Annotated in this window: 20 protein-coding genes, 1 tRNA gene and 1 pseudogene; 18 read left to right on the top strand and 4 right to left on the bottom strand. The window is 69.8% G+C overall.

The genetic code is table 11. From position 1 onward, the window contains the following. Positions 1–46 precede the first annotated feature (46 nt). The 5 genes and pseudogenes from ABZ880_RS39795 (at position 47) to ABZ880_RS39775 (ending at position 2548) form a co-directional block, all read left to right on the top strand. A pseudogene (locus tag ABZ880_RS39795) lies at positions 47–746 on the top strand (HdeD family acid-resistance protein). 112 nt (positions 747–858) lie between these two features. Beyond that, the gene (locus tag ABZ880_RS39790; protein ID WP_361273761.1) at positions 859–1173 is read left to right on the top strand and encodes a hypothetical protein; all 315 of its coding nucleotides are present in this window, start codon (positions 859–861) and stop codon (positions 1171–1173) included. A gap of 58 nt (positions 1174–1231) precedes the next feature. Then, complete coding sequence (locus tag ABZ880_RS39785) at positions 1232–1354, top strand: hypothetical protein (protein ID WP_361273759.1); 123 nt, start codon at positions 1232–1234, stop codon at positions 1352–1354. 156 nt (positions 1355–1510) lie between these two features. Next, positions 1511–1807, top strand: a complete 297-nt coding sequence (locus ABZ880_RS39780; protein ID WP_003999914.1) for a type II toxin-antitoxin system VapB family antitoxin — start codon at positions 1511–1513, stop codon at positions 1805–1807. A gap of 99 nt (positions 1808–1906) precedes the next feature. Beyond that, on the top strand, positions 1907–2548 hold the full coding sequence (locus ABZ880_RS39775; RefSeq protein ID WP_361273756.1) for a LytR C-terminal domain-containing protein: 642 nt from the start codon (positions 1907–1909) through the stop codon (positions 2546–2548). An 86-nt stretch (positions 2549–2634) separates the two neighbouring features. Here the strand turns inward: ABZ880_RS39775 and upp are convergent, their stop codons facing one another. Next, the gene (upp, locus tag ABZ880_RS39770) at positions 2635–3270 is read right to left on the bottom strand and encodes a uracil phosphoribosyltransferase (RefSeq protein ID WP_361273753.1); all 636 of its coding nucleotides are present in this window, start codon (positions 3268–3270) and stop codon (positions 2635–2637) included. A gap of 95 nt (positions 3271–3365) precedes the next feature. Here upp and ABZ880_RS39765 point away from each other — a divergent pair, with 95 nt between their 5' ends. From ABZ880_RS39765 to ABZ880_RS39725, 9 genes are all read left to right on the top strand, one after another. Then, a complete protein-coding gene (locus tag ABZ880_RS39765; protein ID WP_361273750.1) occupies positions 3366–3551 on the top strand; it encodes a hypothetical protein in 186 nt (61 codons plus the stop codon). 249 nt (positions 3552–3800) lie between these two features. Then, positions 3801–4337: a hypothetical protein gene (locus ABZ880_RS39760; protein WP_361273952.1), complete on the top strand. Its 537-nt coding sequence runs from the start codon at positions 3801–3803 to the stop codon at positions 4335–4337. Between the two features lie 47 nt (positions 4338–4384). Next, positions 4385–4810, top strand: a complete 426-nt coding sequence (gene tadA / locus ABZ880_RS39755; protein ID WP_361273747.1) for a tRNA adenosine(34) deaminase TadA — start codon at positions 4385–4387, stop codon at positions 4808–4810. Between the two features lie 58 nt (positions 4811–4868). Then, positions 4869–4953, top strand: a tRNA-Ser gene (locus ABZ880_RS39750). A gap of 83 nt (positions 4954–5036) precedes the next feature. After that, on the top strand, positions 5037–5213 hold the full coding sequence (locus ABZ880_RS39745) for a hypothetical protein (RefSeq protein WP_361273744.1): 177 nt from the start codon (positions 5037–5039) through the stop codon (positions 5211–5213). 31 nt (positions 5214–5244) lie between these two features. Next, entirely contained in the window at positions 5245–5538 is a 294-nt protein-coding gene (locus tag ABZ880_RS39740; protein ID WP_361273742.1) for a Dabb family protein, read from the top strand. Positions 5539–5707: 169 nt separating this feature from the next. Further along, complete coding sequence (locus ABZ880_RS39735; RefSeq protein ID WP_361273739.1) at positions 5708–6547, top strand: RNA polymerase sigma factor SigF; 840 nt, start codon at positions 5708–5710, stop codon at positions 6545–6547. A 314-nt stretch (positions 6548–6861) separates the two neighbouring features. After that, a complete protein-coding gene (locus ABZ880_RS39730) occupies positions 6862–7752 on the top strand; it encodes an RNA polymerase sigma factor SigF (protein ID WP_361273736.1) in 891 nt (296 codons plus the stop codon). A 54-nt stretch (positions 7753–7806) separates the two neighbouring features. After that, positions 7807–8517, top strand: coding sequence for a hypothetical protein (locus tag ABZ880_RS39725; protein WP_361273734.1), 711 nt, complete (start codon positions 7807–7809; stop codon positions 8515–8517). Positions 8518–8523: 6 nt separating this feature from the next. Here the strand turns inward: ABZ880_RS39725 and ABZ880_RS39720 are convergent, their stop codons facing one another. Continuing rightward, entirely contained in the window at positions 8524–8721 is a 198-nt protein-coding gene (locus tag ABZ880_RS39720) for a hypothetical protein (RefSeq protein WP_361273731.1), read from the bottom strand. Between the two features lie 195 nt (positions 8722–8916). On the opposite strand from ABZ880_RS39720, the gene ABZ880_RS39715 reads away from it, so the two are divergent. From ABZ880_RS39715 to ABZ880_RS39700, 4 genes are all read left to right on the top strand, one after another. Continuing rightward, on the top strand, positions 8917–9420 hold the full coding sequence (locus ABZ880_RS39715; RefSeq protein WP_361273728.1) for a MarR family transcriptional regulator: 504 nt from the start codon (positions 8917–8919) through the stop codon (positions 9418–9420). Between the two features lie 13 nt (positions 9421–9433). Next, on the top strand, positions 9434–11968 hold the full coding sequence (locus tag ABZ880_RS39710) for an MFS transporter (RefSeq protein ID WP_361273725.1): 2535 nt from the start codon (positions 9434–9436) through the stop codon (positions 11966–11968). Positions 11969–12085: 117 nt separating this feature from the next. Beyond that, on the top strand, positions 12086–12907 hold the full coding sequence (locus tag ABZ880_RS39705) for a YceI family protein (RefSeq protein ID WP_361273722.1): 822 nt from the start codon (positions 12086–12088) through the stop codon (positions 12905–12907). A gap of 61 nt (positions 12908–12968) precedes the next feature. Next, on the top strand, positions 12969–13439 hold the full coding sequence (locus tag ABZ880_RS39700) for a PPOX class F420-dependent oxidoreductase (RefSeq protein ID WP_361273719.1): 471 nt from the start codon (positions 12969–12971) through the stop codon (positions 13437–13439). 9 nt (positions 13440–13448) lie between these two features. On the opposite strand, the gene ABZ880_RS39695 is transcribed toward ABZ880_RS39700, so the two are convergent. Beyond that, positions 13449–14207 (bottom strand): TetR/AcrR family transcriptional regulator, encoded by a 759-nt coding sequence (locus tag ABZ880_RS39695; protein ID WP_361273716.1) that lies wholly within the window; start codon positions 14205–14207, stop codon positions 13449–13451. A gap of 153 nt (positions 14208–14360) precedes the next feature. After that, a complete protein-coding gene (locus tag ABZ880_RS39690; protein WP_361273713.1) occupies positions 14361–15773 on the bottom strand; it encodes an MFS transporter in 1413 nt (470 codons plus the stop codon). Positions 15774–15816: the final 43 nt, after the last annotated feature.

Below are 15816 nucleotides of genomic sequence, written 5' to 3'. Positions count from 1 at the left end.
TCAGCCGAGTGGCCCCCAGGGCTGGCGGCGGGTCCGAGCATGGAGCATGACCGAGCCACCGAACGGTTCCCCGCCGAGTTCGGCGTTCGACGACCGCAAGGTCCACTCAGCCGGACACGCGCCGGGCCCGCACGAGCCCGAACTACCCTTCGAGGGCCCCCTGCACGCCCTGTCCCGCGCCGCCTGGCGGTCGTCCTGGTCACCGGCATCACCTCCCTGGTCCTGGGCGTCCTGGTCCTGGTCCGGCCGGGCGCCTCCCTGCTCGCGGTCGGCGTCCTGTTCGGCGTCTACCTCCTCATCAGCGGCGTCTTCCAACTGGTCTCCGCCTTCGGCACCCTCCCCACTCTCGGCTTCGCTCGAGCGGGGGGACCCCCATGACGACCTCACTCCGGGTCCTGGCCTTCATCAGCGGCGCCCTGTCGATCCTGCTCGGCCTGTTCTGCCTGCGCGGCCCCATGCGCTCGATCCTGCTGCTCGCCCTGTGGATCGGCATCGGCTGGCTCATCCGCGGGATCACCCAGACCCTGGCCGCCGCCTCCGACCGGAACATGCCGGCCCGCGCATGGCAGATCTTCCTCGGGATCGTCACCTTCATCGGCGGCATCGTCCTGATCGACTCCCCGTTCGAGTCGGTCGCCGTCCTCACCCTGGTCGGCGGCATCTGGCTGGTCGCGGTGGGCGCCGTCGAAATCATCACCGCGCTCGGCATCCGCGGCCGGACCCGACAGCTGCCACGCACCCTGTGAACCCGGGGGCGGCCGGCGGATCAACCCAACAGGCCCAACCGTGTCCCCCGATCGGGCGGATCTCGCGGCCGACATGATGAACACCTCTCATGTCGCGGGGAGATGACCCCCCGTGAGCACCGCGCGAACCCTCCCCCGCAGCCGCGTCTGGCTGCGGAGCCTCGTGCTGCTGCTCGCCCTGCTGGTGCCGGGCACCCACGCCGAGCTGCACGCGACGCCCGTCGCAGCCATGGAGATCGTCGAGTACGACGCCCTGGACGCCGCCGTACGGCCACCCGCCGACGCCGTCTGCCGAACCGCCGTACCCCTGCGTCCCGCACCCCTGCCGGCCCCCGCGCCCGCGGCCCCGGCGGACCGTCTCCTCCCCGCCCCGCCGCAGCCGCCGTACGCACTGCTCACCGTGCGTTCCGTGGTCCTGCGCTGCTGACAGAGCCCGCTTCCGCGAAAGGCACGTCAGCGCAACGCAAGACACGAGGAACACACCCATGCCCATCGACCCGTACGCCGTCCTGCGCGCCCTCCTGCGCGCGGAGGCCGCACGCAGCGCCCCGAAGCCGGACCCGAAGAAGACCGAGCCCAAGCAGCCCCCCACCGAACGGGCCCGCTGACCCGCGGCGGAGGCGGGCGTCCCCCGGACCCACCGCCTCCGCCGTGCCACATCCGCTCAACTTTGACCGAAAACGACCGGGATCTGCACATATTTGTCCCGCCCGGCCCGAGCAGGGAGGCTGCGCCCGGAGAGGCATGACCGGTAGGCTTTCCGTGTGATCTTCAAGCGCATCGGAAACGGCCGGCCGTACCCCGACCACGGCCGGGAAAGCACCCGGCAGTGGGCGGACGTCGCGCCGCGCCCGGTCCGCCTCGATCAGCTCGTCACCACCAAGGGGCAGCTCGACCTGGAGACCCTCCTGGCCGAGGACTCCACGTTCTACGGCGACCTGTTCGCGCACGTAGTGAAGTGGCAGGGCGACCTGTATCTCGAGGACGGCCTCCACCGCGCGGTGCGGGCGGCACTGCAGCAGCGCCAGGTGCTGCACGCACGCGTGCTCGAGCTGGACTGACACGCCGTTCGGCAAAGGCTTGGCCCTTTCGGGTTCACCTGTGTGGCGTCCAATGATCATCTAGTAGGCATCGCCGCTCGGGCGCACTACGCTGCGCTCATGAGCATGCTGACTCCCCAGGGCATGGGCGGGAAATACCGGATCACGGGGAACAAATACCCGCGGATGCGACAGCGTCGGCGGCGCGGCAGGCTCGTGGCCGCCATGGTGGCCTCCGCTGCCGCGCTCGGCCTGGTCGGCTGGGGCACGCTGCAGCTCATCGACGTCTTCACCGGCGGCGGCAAGACGGCCTCGGCGGCCGGCCCCAAGGCGGACTGCTCGACCAAGGCGAGCCCGTCCGCCGGGCCCACCGGCCCGGTGCCGAAGCCCGCTCAGATCACGGTCAACGTCTTCAACGCCACGACCCGCAGCGGTCTGGCCAAGAACACCGCGGACGAGCTGAAGAAGCGCGGGTTCAAGATCGGCGACGTGGGCAACGCGGCGAAGGCATTCGACAAGAAGGTCAAGGGCACGGGGATATTGCTGGGCCCCGCATCGTCCCTGAACAGCTCGCTGCCGGTACTCGCCACGCAGCTGACCGGCGCCGAGCGGCGTACGGATGCGGGTCGCAAGGGTGCCGCGGTCGACCTGATCATCGGCGACGGCTTCAAGACCCTCACGAGCAAGGCGGACGCCGACAAGGCACTGGCCGCGCTGGCCAGCCCGCAGCCGACGTCCACGTCCAAGAAGAAGAGCTGCTGAAACCGCCCTCAGGGGCGCGGGGAACTGCGCAACACAGCCTGCTGTCGCAGAACGAACCGCACCCCTACGGCGCCGAGGCGCAGCCTCTACTCAGCCGCGCCGTAAAGCCGATCTCCCGCATCCCCGAGCCCCGGCACGATGTAACCGTGCTCGTTGAGGCGCTCGTCGACCGCTGCCGTCACCACGGTCACCGGCGTACCCGCCAGCTCCCGCTCCATCACCTCGACGCCCTCCGGCGCGGCCAGCAGCACCACGGCCGTCACATCGTCCGCGCCGCGCTTGATCAGCTCCTGGATCGCCGCGACCAGGGTGCCGCCCGTGGCCAGCATCGGGTCCAGGACGTACACCTGGCGGCCGGAGAGGTCCTCGGGCATGCGCGAGGCGTACGTGGACGCCTGCAGCGTCTCCTCGTTGCGGATCATGCCCAGGAAGCCCACCTCGGCGGTCGGCAGCAGCCGGACCATGCCGTCCAGCATGCCGAGCCCGGCCCGCAGGATCGGCACCACCAGCGGGCGCGGGTGGGAGAGCTTGACGCCGGTGGTGGCAGTGACCGGGGTCGTGATGTCGACCGCTTCGGTGCGCACGTCGCGCGTGGCCTCGTAGGCGAGCAGGGTGACCAGCTCGTCGGCCAGACGGCGGAAGGTCGCGGAGTCGGTGCGCTGGTCGCGCAGCGTGGTGAGCTTGTGGGCGACCAGCGGGTGGTCGACGACATGGAGACGCATGCCCTAACAGTAACCGCGCCCAGGTGAGCCCCGCTCTGGCATCAAACCGCCCATCAGAGGGAAAGTGGGAGGGACGTAGCGGGGGTGGTGAGCCTATGTCCGAGCCCGAGTCCCGAGTGGACGCGCCACAGCAGCAGACGGACGCCGAGCGCAGGCGCCGCCGGGCCCAGTTCCTGCGTGACCTCGCCGAAGCCCGTGAGCTGCGCGACCGTGTCCAGCCCCGACGCGCCAAGGCCGCACGCCTGCGCCACGCCATGCGCATGCGCACCTTCCGCTGGTAGCCGGGGCCGCCACGACGCACGCATAACGCCAACCCAGTGCGTGTGCGCAAGGATCGCCGCGTACGATCCCGCTCGTGGCCGATCAACAAGCGGCGGACACAGGGAGCCGAAGACGTCCCCTGAACGCCTTGTTTCTGCCACGATGCCGAGTGGGTGGGGCTCGGAGCACAACAGCACAGCTCTCCCCGCCCAAGAACCCCGCCGGGGGGACCTCCAACCGGCACGCCTATGACCAGTGGGAGAGTCACGGTGTACTTCGCCGCACTGCTCGCGCGCACCGAAGACGGGTGGGAAGCGAGCGACACAGAGCTCGACGATGTGGAGACCCTGTCGGATCTGGCCGATCTCGCCCGGGAGGCCTCGGCCGAGGACGACACGGTGCTCGTACTGATCGAGCAGGAAGACGCTTGGTTCGGCGTCGTCCGGATCGACGGCGAGGACGACCCTCGTATCTACGTCTCGGACGCCGCCGCCGCTGCCCGCAGCAGTTACGGCGAGATCCTGCTCACCGACGAACTGCTCGGACGGGAGCCCGGTGACGACGACGTCGCCGACCTGGACTCCCTCGACCTCGACGGCACGGAGGACGGCGAGCCCGACGATGCCGACGACGACGATGACGACGGCGCGTCCGCCGAGTCCGTGCCGCACAGCCCCGTGGGCGACGCCGAGATCCTCGACGACCTCGGTGTCACCGCCAAGGAACTGCGCAACCTGGACGAGGACGCGCTGAGCGCGATCGCCGAGGCCCTGGGCGCCTCGGAGGTCCTGGAGACCGTCCGCTGACCGCTGCAGCCACACCGGACCCGGTACGCGACCGCTGGCGGGCCGCGATGCGGCTCGCCCTGGACGAGGCCGGGAGGGCGGGCGCGGACGTCCCCGTCGGCGCCGTCGTACTGGCCCCGGACGGCATGACCGTGCTCGGGGCCGGACACAACGAACGCGAGGCCACCGGCGATCCGACGGCGCACGCCGAGGTCCTCGCGATCCGCAGGGCCGCCGTAGCCCTCGGGGAGTGGCGGCTGTCCGGCTGCACGCTCGTCGTCACCCTCGAACCCTGCACGATGTGCGCGGGCGCGATCGTGCAGTCCCGCGTGGACCGCGTGGTCTACGGTGCCCGCGACGAGAAGGCCGGAGCGGCCGGCTCCCTCTGGGACGTCGTACGCGACCGGCGGCTCAACCACCGGCCCGAGGTGATCGAGGGCGTACTCGCCGACGAGTGCGCCCGACTCCTCACCGACTTCTTCCGCTCCCGCTGACCACAGCCCCCGAATACCGATTTCAGAGCACTGGCCGGCGTGCTGTAAGGTCTCCCTCGGTAGCGTGTCCGAGCGGCCGAAGGAGCTCGCCTCGAAAGCGAGTGTGGCGCAAGTCACCGAGGGTTCAAATCCCTCCGCTACCGCTTCGCATGGGCCCCGTCGTCAGACGGGGCCCTTCGTGCGATCATGGGCGCTCGTTGGGGCAAATGTGACTCAGGAGGCCACAATGGCGGTGAACGCCAAGAAGATCGCCGTCTACGTACTCGTGGTCTTCGTGCTGTACGTGATCGTCACGGACCCGGCCAAGGCGGCCGACTACGTCCAGATAGGGTTCGAGGGCATATCGGACGCCGCCAAGGCCATCGGCGACTTCTTCACCTGGCTCGTCAACGGGGCCAAGTAGCCGCGCGGGGCCGGAGCTAGGAGCAGCGCACATGATTCGGCATCTCGTCCTCTTCAAGCTCGAGGAGGGCGTCGAGCGCGACGACCCGCGCGTCCTGGAGGGGGTCGACGCCTTCCGGTCGCTCGAGGGCAAGATCCCCGAGATCCGCTTCTGGGAGCTGGGCTGGAACATCAGCGACCGCCCCATCGCGTACGACTTCGCCATCAACTCGGGCTTCGACGACGTGACCGCGCTGCGCGCCTACGTCGAGCACCCCGAGCACCAGGCGGGCGTGACGCTGTGGAAAGAGTTCGCCACCTGGGTGATCGCCGACTACGAGTACTGAGCCGGACCCAGTGGGCCCTCCGCCGGAACGGCGGAGGGCCCTTCTGCGTCTTACGCCCCAACTCACGTTCAACACGGCGTTATGCGGTGCTTGCACACAGTGCACATGTCTTGTGATGCTATGACCGCTTTTGACCGATGACTTGATCGATTGCGAGGTGGAGTTGACCGTGCCGGCCAGTACTGCGCCTCAAGCACCGCCCCTGGAAGCCGCTCCGGCACCGTCCGAGACCGCACCGCCGCGCAGTCGCGGCGCCGACACCCGGGCCCTGACCCAGGTGCTCTTCGGCGAGCTCAAGGAGCTCAGGCCCGGCACCCCGGAACACACCCGGGTGCGTGGGGCGCTCATCGAGGCCAACCTCCCGCTCGTGCGCTACGCGGCCGCCCGCTTCCGCTCCCGCAACGAGCCGATGGAGGACGTGGTCCAGGTCGGCACCATCGGGCTCATCAACGCGATCGACCGCTTCGACCCGGACCGGGGCGTGCAGTTCCCCACCTTCGCGATGCCGACCGTCGTCGGCGAGATCAAGCGCTACTTCCGGGACAACGTCCGCACCGTCCACGTCCCGCGCCGGCTGCACGAGCTGTGGGTCCAGGTCAACAGCGCGACCGAGGACCTGACCACCTCCTTCGGGCGCACCCCGACCACCGCCGAGGTCGCCGAACGGCTGCGCATCACCGAGGACGAGGTGCTGTCCTGCATCGAGGCCGGACGCTCGTACCACGCGACCTCCCTGGAGGCCGCCCAGGAGGGCGACGGACTGCCCGGCCTGCTCGACCGGCTCGGCTACGAGGACCCGGCCCTGGACGGCGTGGAGCACCGGGATCTCGTACGGCATCTGCTCGTCCAACTCCCGGAACGGGAACAGAGAATCCTTCTCCTGCGCTACTACAGCAACCTCACCCAGTCGCAAATCAGCGCGGAACTCGGCGTCTCCCAGATGCATGTCTCGCGGCTACTCGCGCGTAGCTTCCAGCGGCTGCGATCCGCGAATCGCATCGAGGCATAAGAGGCGCACAGGAGCACGCGCCGGAACGGCCCGGAACACCCCAGATCGCAAGCACTATCGAGTAGTAACCGGCGCGAGCGAATCGCTCACCAGGGCTCTTCCCGACAGTTCTGCGCTGAAAAAGCCTCAGACCCCCTCTTTCCTGGGCCTATTCGCGTCTCGCATGTCGACATGTCACTACAGCGTGTTGCCGACATGTGACATTCTTCCCCAAGCGCGTTTGCCGTGGCTTCGGCTCCGGTATTCAGGTGAAGGCTGAACTCCTCGACCGAGAAGCTTCGGCCACGACCGTCCCGCGACCCAGAGGGGGTGGCATGTCCGCAGAACAGGGCAGCTCGAAGGTGCTCACGCTCACGAAGAGCGAGTCCGCGCCCACCGACGCCGCACTCGCCGACGTTGTGACCGTCGAGGTCCCCGAGGCCCCGGCCCTTCCGTCCTCGGAGGCCATCGACACCCGCACCCTGTCCCGCTCCCTTTTCCTGCGGCTCGCCGCACTGGACGAGAACAGCCCCGAGCGCGTCTACGTCCGGGACACCCTCATCGAGCTCAACCTCCCCCTCGTGCGCTACGCGGCGGCCCGCTTCCGCTCGCGCAACGAACCGATGGAGGACATCGTCCAGGTCGGCACCATCGGCCTGATCAAGGCGATCGACCGCTTCGACTGCGAACGGGGCGTGGAGTTCCCGACGTTCGCGATGCCGACGGTCGTCGGCGAGATCAAGCGGTTCTTCCGCGACACGTCGTGGTCGGTGCGCGTCCCGCGCCGGCTGCAGGAGCTGCGCCTGGCCCTCACCAAGGCCAGCGACGAGCTCTCCCAGAAGCTGGACCGCTCCCCGACCGTCCCCGAACTCGCCGCCGTCCTGGGCGTGTCCGAGGAGGACGTGGTCGACGGTCTCGCGGTCGGCAACGCGTACACGGCCTCCTCGCTCGACTCCCCGGCCCCCGAGGACGACGGCGGCGAGGGCTCCCTCGCGGACCGCCTCGGCTACGAGGACACGGCCCTGGAGGGCGTCGAGTACCGCGAGTCCCTCAAGCCCCTGCTGGCCAAACTTCCGCCCCGCGAGCGGCAGATCATCATGCTCCGCTTCTTCGCCAACATGACGCAGTCGCAGATCGGCGAGGAGGTCGGCATCTCGCAGATGCACGTCTCCCGGCTGCTGACCCGCACGCTGGCGCAGCTGCGGGAGGGCCTCATCTCGGACTGAGCGGAACACCGCCCGAGGGTTCCTATTTGACGGAGTGTCAGCCACCATGGCGCGATGCTTCGTGGAACTCCTGGGACGACATGGACACATGGCCGTCGAGGCGCCCTGATCGGCGCGTCGGCGGCCGTCGTCTGCCTGGGCGCGGCACTGGCCGCGTGCGGGGGCGGCGGACGTGAGGGATACGTCGCCACCGGCTCGGTGGGTGGTGCGCCTCAGGCGTCCGGTACGGCGGTACGGCCGACAGGGAGTGTGGCGCTGGTGCCCCTCGACGGGGACCGGGACGAGAGCGCGCGCCCGGGAGCCAATTCCGCTGCGGGGAGCGGCGATACGGTGAGCGCTCCGCAGGCGACGGCGAGCGCCGCCCCGGCCGCGCCTTCGGCCGACGGCGCCAAGTCCCGTCGTACGAGCACGGATGCACCGTCCCCCACAGTAACTCCCGGCTCCGCGGCGCCCACCGGCCCCGCCGCCCTGACCTGGAGCGACCCCACACGCAAGGCCACGGACAAGCGGTGGTGCGAGGACGTGACGCTGGTCTTCACCAACTCCGGCGGGGCCGCGGTGCGTTCGGGCACGGTGACCTTCGAGACGCACGTCATCGGGGCGCTCGGCATCGACTGGGGGACGGTCGAGTCGACCGCCGCGCTTCCGGTGCCGATCGGGGCCGGCGCAGGAAAGGAGAAGACCTGGACGGTGTGCGTCGACGCGTGGCGCGTGCCGCTCGGCATGCACATCGAGACGCGGGACGTGTCCGTCCAGTGGAAGTAGTGCGCCTTACTTGAGCGCCAGCCACGCCACCGCGGCCACGACCGCCACGGCCACGACGATGCCGACGATCAGGCCGATGCGGGGGCCGGAGGACGCGGGCGCCTGCTGCTGACGGCCCTGCGGGCCCTCGTCCACGAACGCACGGAACATCTGGGTGCTGCCGGCGGGGTCGTAGTTGCCCTGGGGGTTCTGGGGGTTAGCCATAGCTGGAGACCCTAGCGAATCGGTGGTTGTGGCCCAAGTGGGGGTCCGCCGGTGCGGGGAACCGCGCCCACCTGTGTGTTTACGCTCGCAATACTTGCCTTTGCCAAGTTTTTGAGCGACACCGGCCCCATTTTGTTTGCCTGCAGCAACCAACAACTCCTATGGTTGCCCTAAGCAACGAATGCGGGAGGTGTGATGGCCGAGCGGGCGCAGTACGAGGAGCTGATCCGTCAGTTCAGCGCCTTCGGTGCCGTGAAGCGGGAGCTCGGGCGGATTCTGCCGTCGGACTGCCCGGCGGGCAGCGCCGCGGTTCTGACCCTTCTCGGACGCCACGGCGACATGCGCATGAGCAGGCTCGCGGAACTGCTGGCCGTGGACATGTCGGTCACCAGCCGCCATGTCGCGCACCTCGCCGAGCGCGGCTGGATCGACCGGTCCCCCGACCCGGCGGACAAGCGGTCCAGGATCGTGCACCTCACGCCCGCGGGCCTGGCCTGCCTGGACACGCTCTCCGAGCGGACCGCGCAGCTGCTGGCCGACCGGCTGAGCGACTGGAGCGACGAGGAGGTCGCACAGCTCACGCGGCTCATGACGCGGCTGCGCGCCAGTTTCGACGACAGCCGTGTCGGCGTACCGCCCCGGCTCCCGCCGCCCGCACTCGAACTCGAACCGATCACCCGTACACCCGCAAGCACTTAAGAGAAGGAAGCCCATGGCAACGACCACACCAGCCGGTGTGCGGGCTCATGCCAAGCACGGGGGAGGCTCCGCCGAGTACGCCCCGATGACGCACCGACAGATCATGGAGGCGATCTCCGGTCTGCTGCTCGGCATGTTCGTGGCGATCCTGTCGTCCACGATCGTCACCAACGCCCTGCCGCACATCATCAGCGACCTCGGTGGCGGCCAGTCCGCCTACACCTGGGTCGTCACCGCCGCCCTGCTGTCGATGACCGCGGCCACCCCCCTGTGGGGCAAGCTCGCCGACCTGTACAGCAAGAAGGCGCTCGTCCAGATAGCCCTGGTCATCTACGTCCTCGGGTCCGCGGCCGCGGGTCTGTCGCAGAACGCGGGCATGCTCATCGCCTGCCGTGTCGTGCAGGGCATCGGCGTCGGCGGTCTGTCCGCCCTCGCCCAGATCGTGATGGCCGCGATGATCTCGCCGCGTGAGCGCGGGCGCTACTCCGGCTACCTCGGCGCGACCTTCGCGGTCGCGACCGTCGGCGGTCCGCTGCTCGGCGGTGTCATCACCGACACCTCGTGGCTGGGCTGGCGCTGGTGCTTCTACGTCGGTGTGCCGTTCGCGGTCATCGCGCTGATCGTGCTGCAGAAGACGCTGCACCTGCCGGTCGTGAAGCGGAACGTGAAGGTCGACTGGGCCGGTGCGTTCTTCATCGCCGCCGCCGTCTCGCTGCTGCTGATCTGGGTCACCTTCGCCGGTGACAAGTACGACTGGGTGTCCTGGCAGACGTACGCGATGGTCGGTGGCTCGATCGCCCTCGGGCTGATCTTCGTGCTCGTGGAGTCGAAGGCGAGCGAGCCGATCATCCCGCTGCGGCTGTTCCGCAACCGCACCATCACGCTCGCCTCGCTCGCGTCGCTGTTCGTCGGTGTCGCGATGTTCACCGGCACGGTCTTCTTCAGCCAGTACTTCCAGCTGGCCCGCGACAAGTCGCCGACGATGTCGGGTGTCATGACGATCCCGATGATCGGCGGTCTGTTCGTCTCCTCCACCGTCTCCGGGCAGTTCATCACCCGCACCGGGCGGTGGAAGGCGTGGCTGGTCAGCGGTGGTGTGCTGGTGACGGCCGGGCTGGGGCTGCTGGGCACCATCCGGTACGACACGGACTACTGGAAGATGTCGATCTTCATGGCCCTGCTGGGTCTCGGCATCGGCATGATGATGCAGAACCTGGTCCTGTGCACCCAGAACCAGGTCGACCCGAGCGACCTCGGCTCGGCCAGCTCCACGGTCACCTTCTTCCGCTCGCTCGGTGGTGCGGTCGGCGTCTCCGCGCTGGGCGCGGTGATGTCCCACCGGATCACGCACTACGTCAAGGACGGCATCGCCGCCCTCGACCCCAAGTACCGTGCGGCGCTGGCCGGTTCCGGCTCGTCCACCGACAGCATCCCGGACCTGGACAAGCTGCCGGCGCCGATCCGCACGCTCATGGAGAGCGCCTACGGCCACGGCATCGCCGACGTCTTCCTGATCGCCGGCGGCCTCGCGGCCGTCGCGTTCCTGATCACCCTGTTCATCAAGGAGGTACCGCTGAGGACCAAGGGCGCGCTGGCGCAGGCCGCGGACGCGGACGAGACGCCCGCAGCGGAGACCGCTCCGGTCGCCGCCGAGGCTCCCGCCGCTCCGGCTGCCGAGAAGGTGCCGAGCTGGGCCGTGTCCTCCGAGACCGAGACGGCCACCGACGGCACGCAGAAGCTCGCCGCCGTGGCGACCATCGCGCGGCCCGAGGAGTCGGCCGGCTCCGGTGGCATCCCGGTGCGCGGCTTCGTCCGCGGCAACGAGAGCGCGCCGGTGCCGCTGGCCGCCGTCACGCTGATCTCGCCGGCGGGACGGCAGCTGGGCCGGTCGGTCGCGCAGGCCGACGGCTCCTATGCCGTCGAGGCGCCGAGCGTGGGCAGTTACGTCCTGATCGCCGCCGCCGACGGGTTCCAGCCGCAGGCGTCCACGGTCGTGGTGAACGGTGAGCCGGTGTCGTACGACATCCTGCTCAGCGGCACCAGCGGGCTGAACGGTGTCGTGCGGGCCGCCGAGAACGCGCTGCCCGTCAAGGACGCGATGGTCATCGTGACCGATGTGCGCGGGGACCTGCTGGCCACCGGGACCACCGGTGAGCAGGGCGAGTTCTCCTTCGCGGAGCTGGTGCCGGGTGCGGTGACCGTCGCGGTGAACGCCGCCGGGTACCGGCCGCGCGCCCTGCCCGTCGAGGTGGGCGGCGCCGGCGTCACCCGGATCGAGGTCGACCTCGACTCGGGCGCACAGCTCCAGGGCGTCGTACGCGCGCCGTACGGTCCGCTGGCCGACGCGCGGGTCACGCTGGTCGACGCGGCGGGCAACGTCGTGGGGACCGCGACCACCGGGGCGGACGGGGCGTACGCCTTCACCGACCTGAACGGCGGCGAGTACACGGTCATCGCGACCGGTTACCCGCCGGTGGCGACCGCGCTGACCGTGACCGGCCGCGGGGTCGACGACCACGACATCGAACTGGCCCATCCGGGCGAGTAGTCGGACCCCGGCCCGTGGCGGACGGTGTGCGCACTCTGAGTGGAGGTGCGCGCCCGGCGCCACGGGCCGGTTCTTTTACGACCAGTTACGACCAGTTGTTCTGCAGGGAGAAACGGGATGGGACTGACCGCGAAGATCCGTACGCGGGACGGATGGGCCGTGTCGCACGCGGTCGTCACGGTGACCGACATGACCGGCACGCAGGTACTGCGCGCGGAGGCGGACACCGAGGGAGCCGTACGGGACGCCACCGAGCTGACCCCGGGGGCGTACACCGTCATCGTCACGGCCGTCGGGTATGCGCCCGTGGCCTCCAGCGCGCTCGTCACGGCGAGCGGACGGGCCGAGCTCGGGAACGTGACGCTGGCCCGGCAGGGCGGCACCGAGCTGCCGCCGCCCGGGCCGTGGACCGTCGACCCGGCGCACTCGTCGGTGGGCGCGGTCGCCCAGCACCTCGGGATCTCGAGCGTGCACGGGCGGTTCACCGACTTCGCGGCGCGGATCGAGATCGCCCCGGACGAGGTGGAGAAGTCCCGGGTGGAGGCGGTCATCCGGGCGGCGTCCATCGACACGGGCAACGGCATGCGCGACGACCACCTGCGCTCGCCGGACTTCCTGGACGTCGAGAAGTACCCGGAGATCGCCTACCGGTCGACGGGGCTCACGGCGGCCGGCAACGATCGCTGGACGGTCCACGGCGAGCTGACGCTGCACGGCGTCGTACGGCCGGTGGACCTGGACCTGGCGTATCTGGGGACGGGAGCCGACCCGTGGGGCGGCACGCGCGCCGCGTTCCGGGCGACGACGGAACTGCGGCGCGAGGACTTCGCCATGAACTACAACCAGGTGCTGCAGGCGGGTATCGCCGCCATCGGTACGACGCTGAAGGTGGAGCTGGACATCCAGGCGGTGCAGGGGGAGTCGCTGCCTCAGGCCTGACCGTGGGCGTAGGCACGTCAGGGTCAGGCTCGGCGGCGCTTCGTAGCCCTAGGCTGACGCCATGGCACCGAACATCGCGAGCAACACCCGCGTCTCCCTGGACGAGCTGCTGGACTTCGTACGACCGCGCCACCGCGCGATCCTGCTCACGCGCAGGGCCGACGGCAGCCCGCAGGCCTCGCCGCTGACCTGCGGTGTCGACGACTCGGGGCGGATCGTCGTCTCCACCTACCCCGAGCGGGCCAAGACCCGCAACGCCAAGCGGGACGAGCGGGTCGCCCTCGTCGTGCTGAGCGACGACTGGAACGGGCCCTGGGTCCAGATCGACGGCACCGCCGAGGTCATCGACTCGCCGGAGTCCGTGGAGCCGCTGGTGGAGTACTACCGGAACATCGCGGGTGAGCACCCGGACTGGGACGAGTACCGGGAGGCGATGGTGAAGCAGGGCAAGTCGATCATCCGGGTGACGCCGGAGAAGTGGGGGCCGGTCGCGACCGGCGGCTTCCCGGCCCGCCTGGTCTCCGAGGAGTAGGGCCCCGCATCAACCCCGGTCGACCATCGCCTCGATTCCCGCCACCAGCAGGTCCAGGGCGAAGTCGAAGTCCCGTTCCCACATCTCGTGCACCGTGTCGCCGCCGCGGGCCGCCATGATGTCCTCGGACTCCTTGACGACCTCGGCGGCCTCCGGGTCCTGTGTCACCGCGCTCATGGCGTGCTGGAAGTACTCGTCCGGGGTCATGCCGAAGTCGGCGCTGCGGGCGTTGAAGTGGCCCTCGATCGTGCCGAAGCCGTACACGAACTGGAAGACCGAGGAGATGGCGGCCGCCAGGCCGTGCGTGGGCAGACCGGTGCGGCGGATGACACGCTGTACGACACGCGCGAAGGCCAGGTTGTTCGGGCCGATGTTGAGGAAGGTGCCGGCCACCTGGGACAGCCACGGGTGGCGGACGAGGAGGGACCGGTACTCCCTTGCCAGCGTGCGCAGTTGGTCCCGCCAGTCCTCGTCCGCGTCCGGGTCGGGCAGGCCCAGCTCGCCGAATGCCGCGTCCAGGGCGAGTTCGAGGAGGTCGTCCTTGGTGTCGACGTACCAGTAGACGGACATCGCGGTGACGTTCAGCTCGGCGGCCAGCCGGCGCATGGAGAACTTGGCCAGTCCCTCCGCGTCCAGGAGCCGGACGGTCACCTCGGTGATGCGGTCCCGGTCAAGGCCCGACGGCTGCCCGCCACCGCGCCCGCCCCGGCGCGTCTTGCCCCCCAGCCACACGCTGGTCCGCGCCGCCCGCTCGGCTGCCCTCACCATGGCGCACCTTCCTCGACTTACGTTCACTGATCACGATGCTAGGCGGCAGCCGCCCCAAGGGGCGCGGGGCCGTGTCGACATGCGGCTGACGCCGCGTGTGCGCGACAAGCCACATACCGCCTGCAGACGCCTGGTTGCGCACCATCCGAGTTCTCAGGCGACCACCACCGAGTCTGCCCGCTCCGCCCGACGCAGCAACGCCGCCGCCAACAACCCACCGAGCAGCACAGCCACGGCCCCCACCAACTGCCCCGCCTCCAACCCCGCGGCCAGTCCGACCGCCGGCACCCGAGAGCTGAGCACCGCCCCGAGTACGGCAACCCCCAGCCCGTTCCCGAACTCGGCCAACGTCCCGTTGATCCCGGCTCCGACCCCCGCCTTCTCCGGAGGAATCGCGCTCATGATGGCGTGCGCCATCGCCGGGTTGGCGACCGCACAGCCGCCGCCGATCAGCAACAGCCCCAGCAACGTCCCGGCGTAACCGCCGGAGTCCAGCAGTGCGATGGAGACGAGACCGGCCGACATCAGCACCATCCCCAGCGCGATGGACACCGGCGTACCGAGCCTGCCCGACCACTTCGCCGACAGCCCCGAGAAGTTGAGCACGACGACCGTCAGAGCGAGCGGCGCCGTTCGCAGGCCGGCCTCCAAGGGGCCGTAACCCAGCACGAATTGCAGATGCTGGGTGAGCAGGAAGAGCGCGCCGCCCATGCCGAAGGTGATGAGCACGGCTCCCGCGACCGCGCCCGTGAACCGCCGGTCCCTGAAGAAGTGCAGATCGAGCATGGCGTACGGGATCCGGCTCTCCCAGTACGCGAAGGCACCGAGGACCAGGACCGCGACGGCCGCCGTCCCCAGCACCCGCGCCGACGCCCATCCGTGCTCGGGCCCGGAGATGATCGCGAACACCAGCGAGGCCATGCCGATCGTGGAGAGCAGGGCGCCGAGGAGGTCGGGGCGGTCGCCGCGCGGATTCTTCGACTCGGGGACCAGTGCCACCACCGCCACCAGCCCCAGCGCCACCACCGGCAGGTTGATCAGGAAGATCGCGCCCCACCAGAAGTGGTTGAGCATGAAGCCGCCGAGCAGCGGGCCGATCGCGAAGCCGAGCGCGTTCACCGCGGCCCAGATGCCGATCGCCTTCGGCTGCTCCGCGGGTGTGAAGATCTGCATCGCGACGGCGAGAGTGGTGGTCAGGAGCAGTGCGCCGCCGACGCCCATGCCGGCCCGCGCCGCGATCAACTGACCGGTCGTGTCCGCCAGTCCGGCGACCAGCGAGCCGATACCGAACAGGGCCAGGCCCGCGATCAGCATCTTCTTACGGCCGTAGCGGTCCGCCGCGCTGCCCGCCGTGAGCAGCAGACCGGACTGGACGAGTGAGTACGCGTTGATCATCCACTGGATGTCGGAGGTCTTCGCGTCCAACTCCTTGGTGAGGGAGGGGATCGCCACGTTCAGGACGGTGTTGTCGAGCAGCACGGTGAGCTGGGCGAGACAGATGACGCCGAGGATCAGCCAGCGTTGGGGGTGGCCTTGGGACGTGGACGACGTGGACGACGTAGACATGCTGTACACCGTATAGCTGGCAGCTATACGGTGTACAACGCGT

This window comes from Streptomyces sp. NPDC047043, from assembly GCF_040644055.1.
Taxonomy (GTDB): Bacteria; Actinomycetota; Actinomycetes; order Streptomycetales; family Streptomycetaceae; genus Streptomyces.
This window is presented reverse-complemented; position numbering and strand designations above follow the sequence as displayed.

Bases quoted from the DNA above. Each gene is read 5' to 3' on its own strand.
- ABZ880_RS39705 (WP_361273722.1), top strand. From the start codon at position 12,086: ATGGGACTGACCGCGAAGATCCGTACGCGGGACGGATGGGCCGTGTCG.
- ABZ880_RS39725 (WP_361273734.1), top strand. From the start codon at position 7,807: ATGCTTCGTGGAACTCCTGGGACGACATGGACACATGGCCGTCGAGGC.
- ABZ880_RS39740 (WP_361273742.1), top strand. From the start codon at position 5,245: ATGATTCGGCATCTCGTCCTCTTCAAGCTCGAGGAGGGCGTCGAGCGC.
- ABZ880_RS39775 (WP_361273756.1), top strand. From the start codon at position 1,907: ATGAGCATGCTGACTCCCCAGGGCATGGGCGGGAAATACCGGATCACG.
- ABZ880_RS39720 (WP_361273731.1), bottom strand. From the start codon at position 8,721: ATGGCTAACCCCCAGAACCCCCAGGGCAACTACGACCCCGCCGGCAGC.
- ABZ880_RS39785 (WP_361273759.1), top strand. From the start codon at position 1,232: ATGCCCATCGACCCGTACGCCGTCCTGCGCGCCCTCCTGCGCGCGGAG.
- ABZ880_RS39690 (WP_361273713.1), bottom strand. From the start codon at position 15,773: ATGTCTACGTCGTCCACGTCGTCCACGTCCCAAGGCCACCCCCAACGC.
- ABZ880_RS39765 (WP_361273750.1), top strand. From the start codon at position 3,366: ATGTCCGAGCCCGAGTCCCGAGTGGACGCGCCACAGCAGCAGACGGAC.
- ABZ880_RS39695 (WP_361273716.1), bottom strand. From the start codon at position 14,207: ATGGTGAGGGCAGCCGAGCGGGCGGCGCGGACCAGCGTGTGGCTGGGG.
- ABZ880_RS39710 (WP_361273725.1), top strand. From the start codon at position 9,434: ATGGCAACGACCACACCAGCCGGTGTGCGGGCTCATGCCAAGCACGGG.
- ABZ880_RS39745 (WP_361273744.1), top strand. From the start codon at position 5,037: ATGGCGGTGAACGCCAAGAAGATCGCCGTCTACGTACTCGTGGTCTTC.
- ABZ880_RS39730 (WP_361273736.1), top strand. From the start codon at position 6,862: ATGTCCGCAGAACAGGGCAGCTCGAAGGTGCTCACGCTCACGAAGAGC.
- ABZ880_RS39715 (WP_361273728.1), top strand. From the start codon at position 8,917: ATGGCCGAGCGGGCGCAGTACGAGGAGCTGATCCGTCAGTTCAGCGCC.
- tadA (WP_361273747.1), top strand. From the start codon at position 4,385: ATGCGGCTCGCCCTGGACGAGGCCGGGAGGGCGGGCGCGGACGTCCCC.
- upp (WP_361273753.1), bottom strand. From the start codon at position 3,270: ATGCGTCTCCATGTCGTCGACCACCCGCTGGTCGCCCACAAGCTCACC.
- ABZ880_RS39700 (WP_361273719.1), top strand. From the start codon at position 12,969: ATGGCACCGAACATCGCGAGCAACACCCGCGTCTCCCTGGACGAGCTG.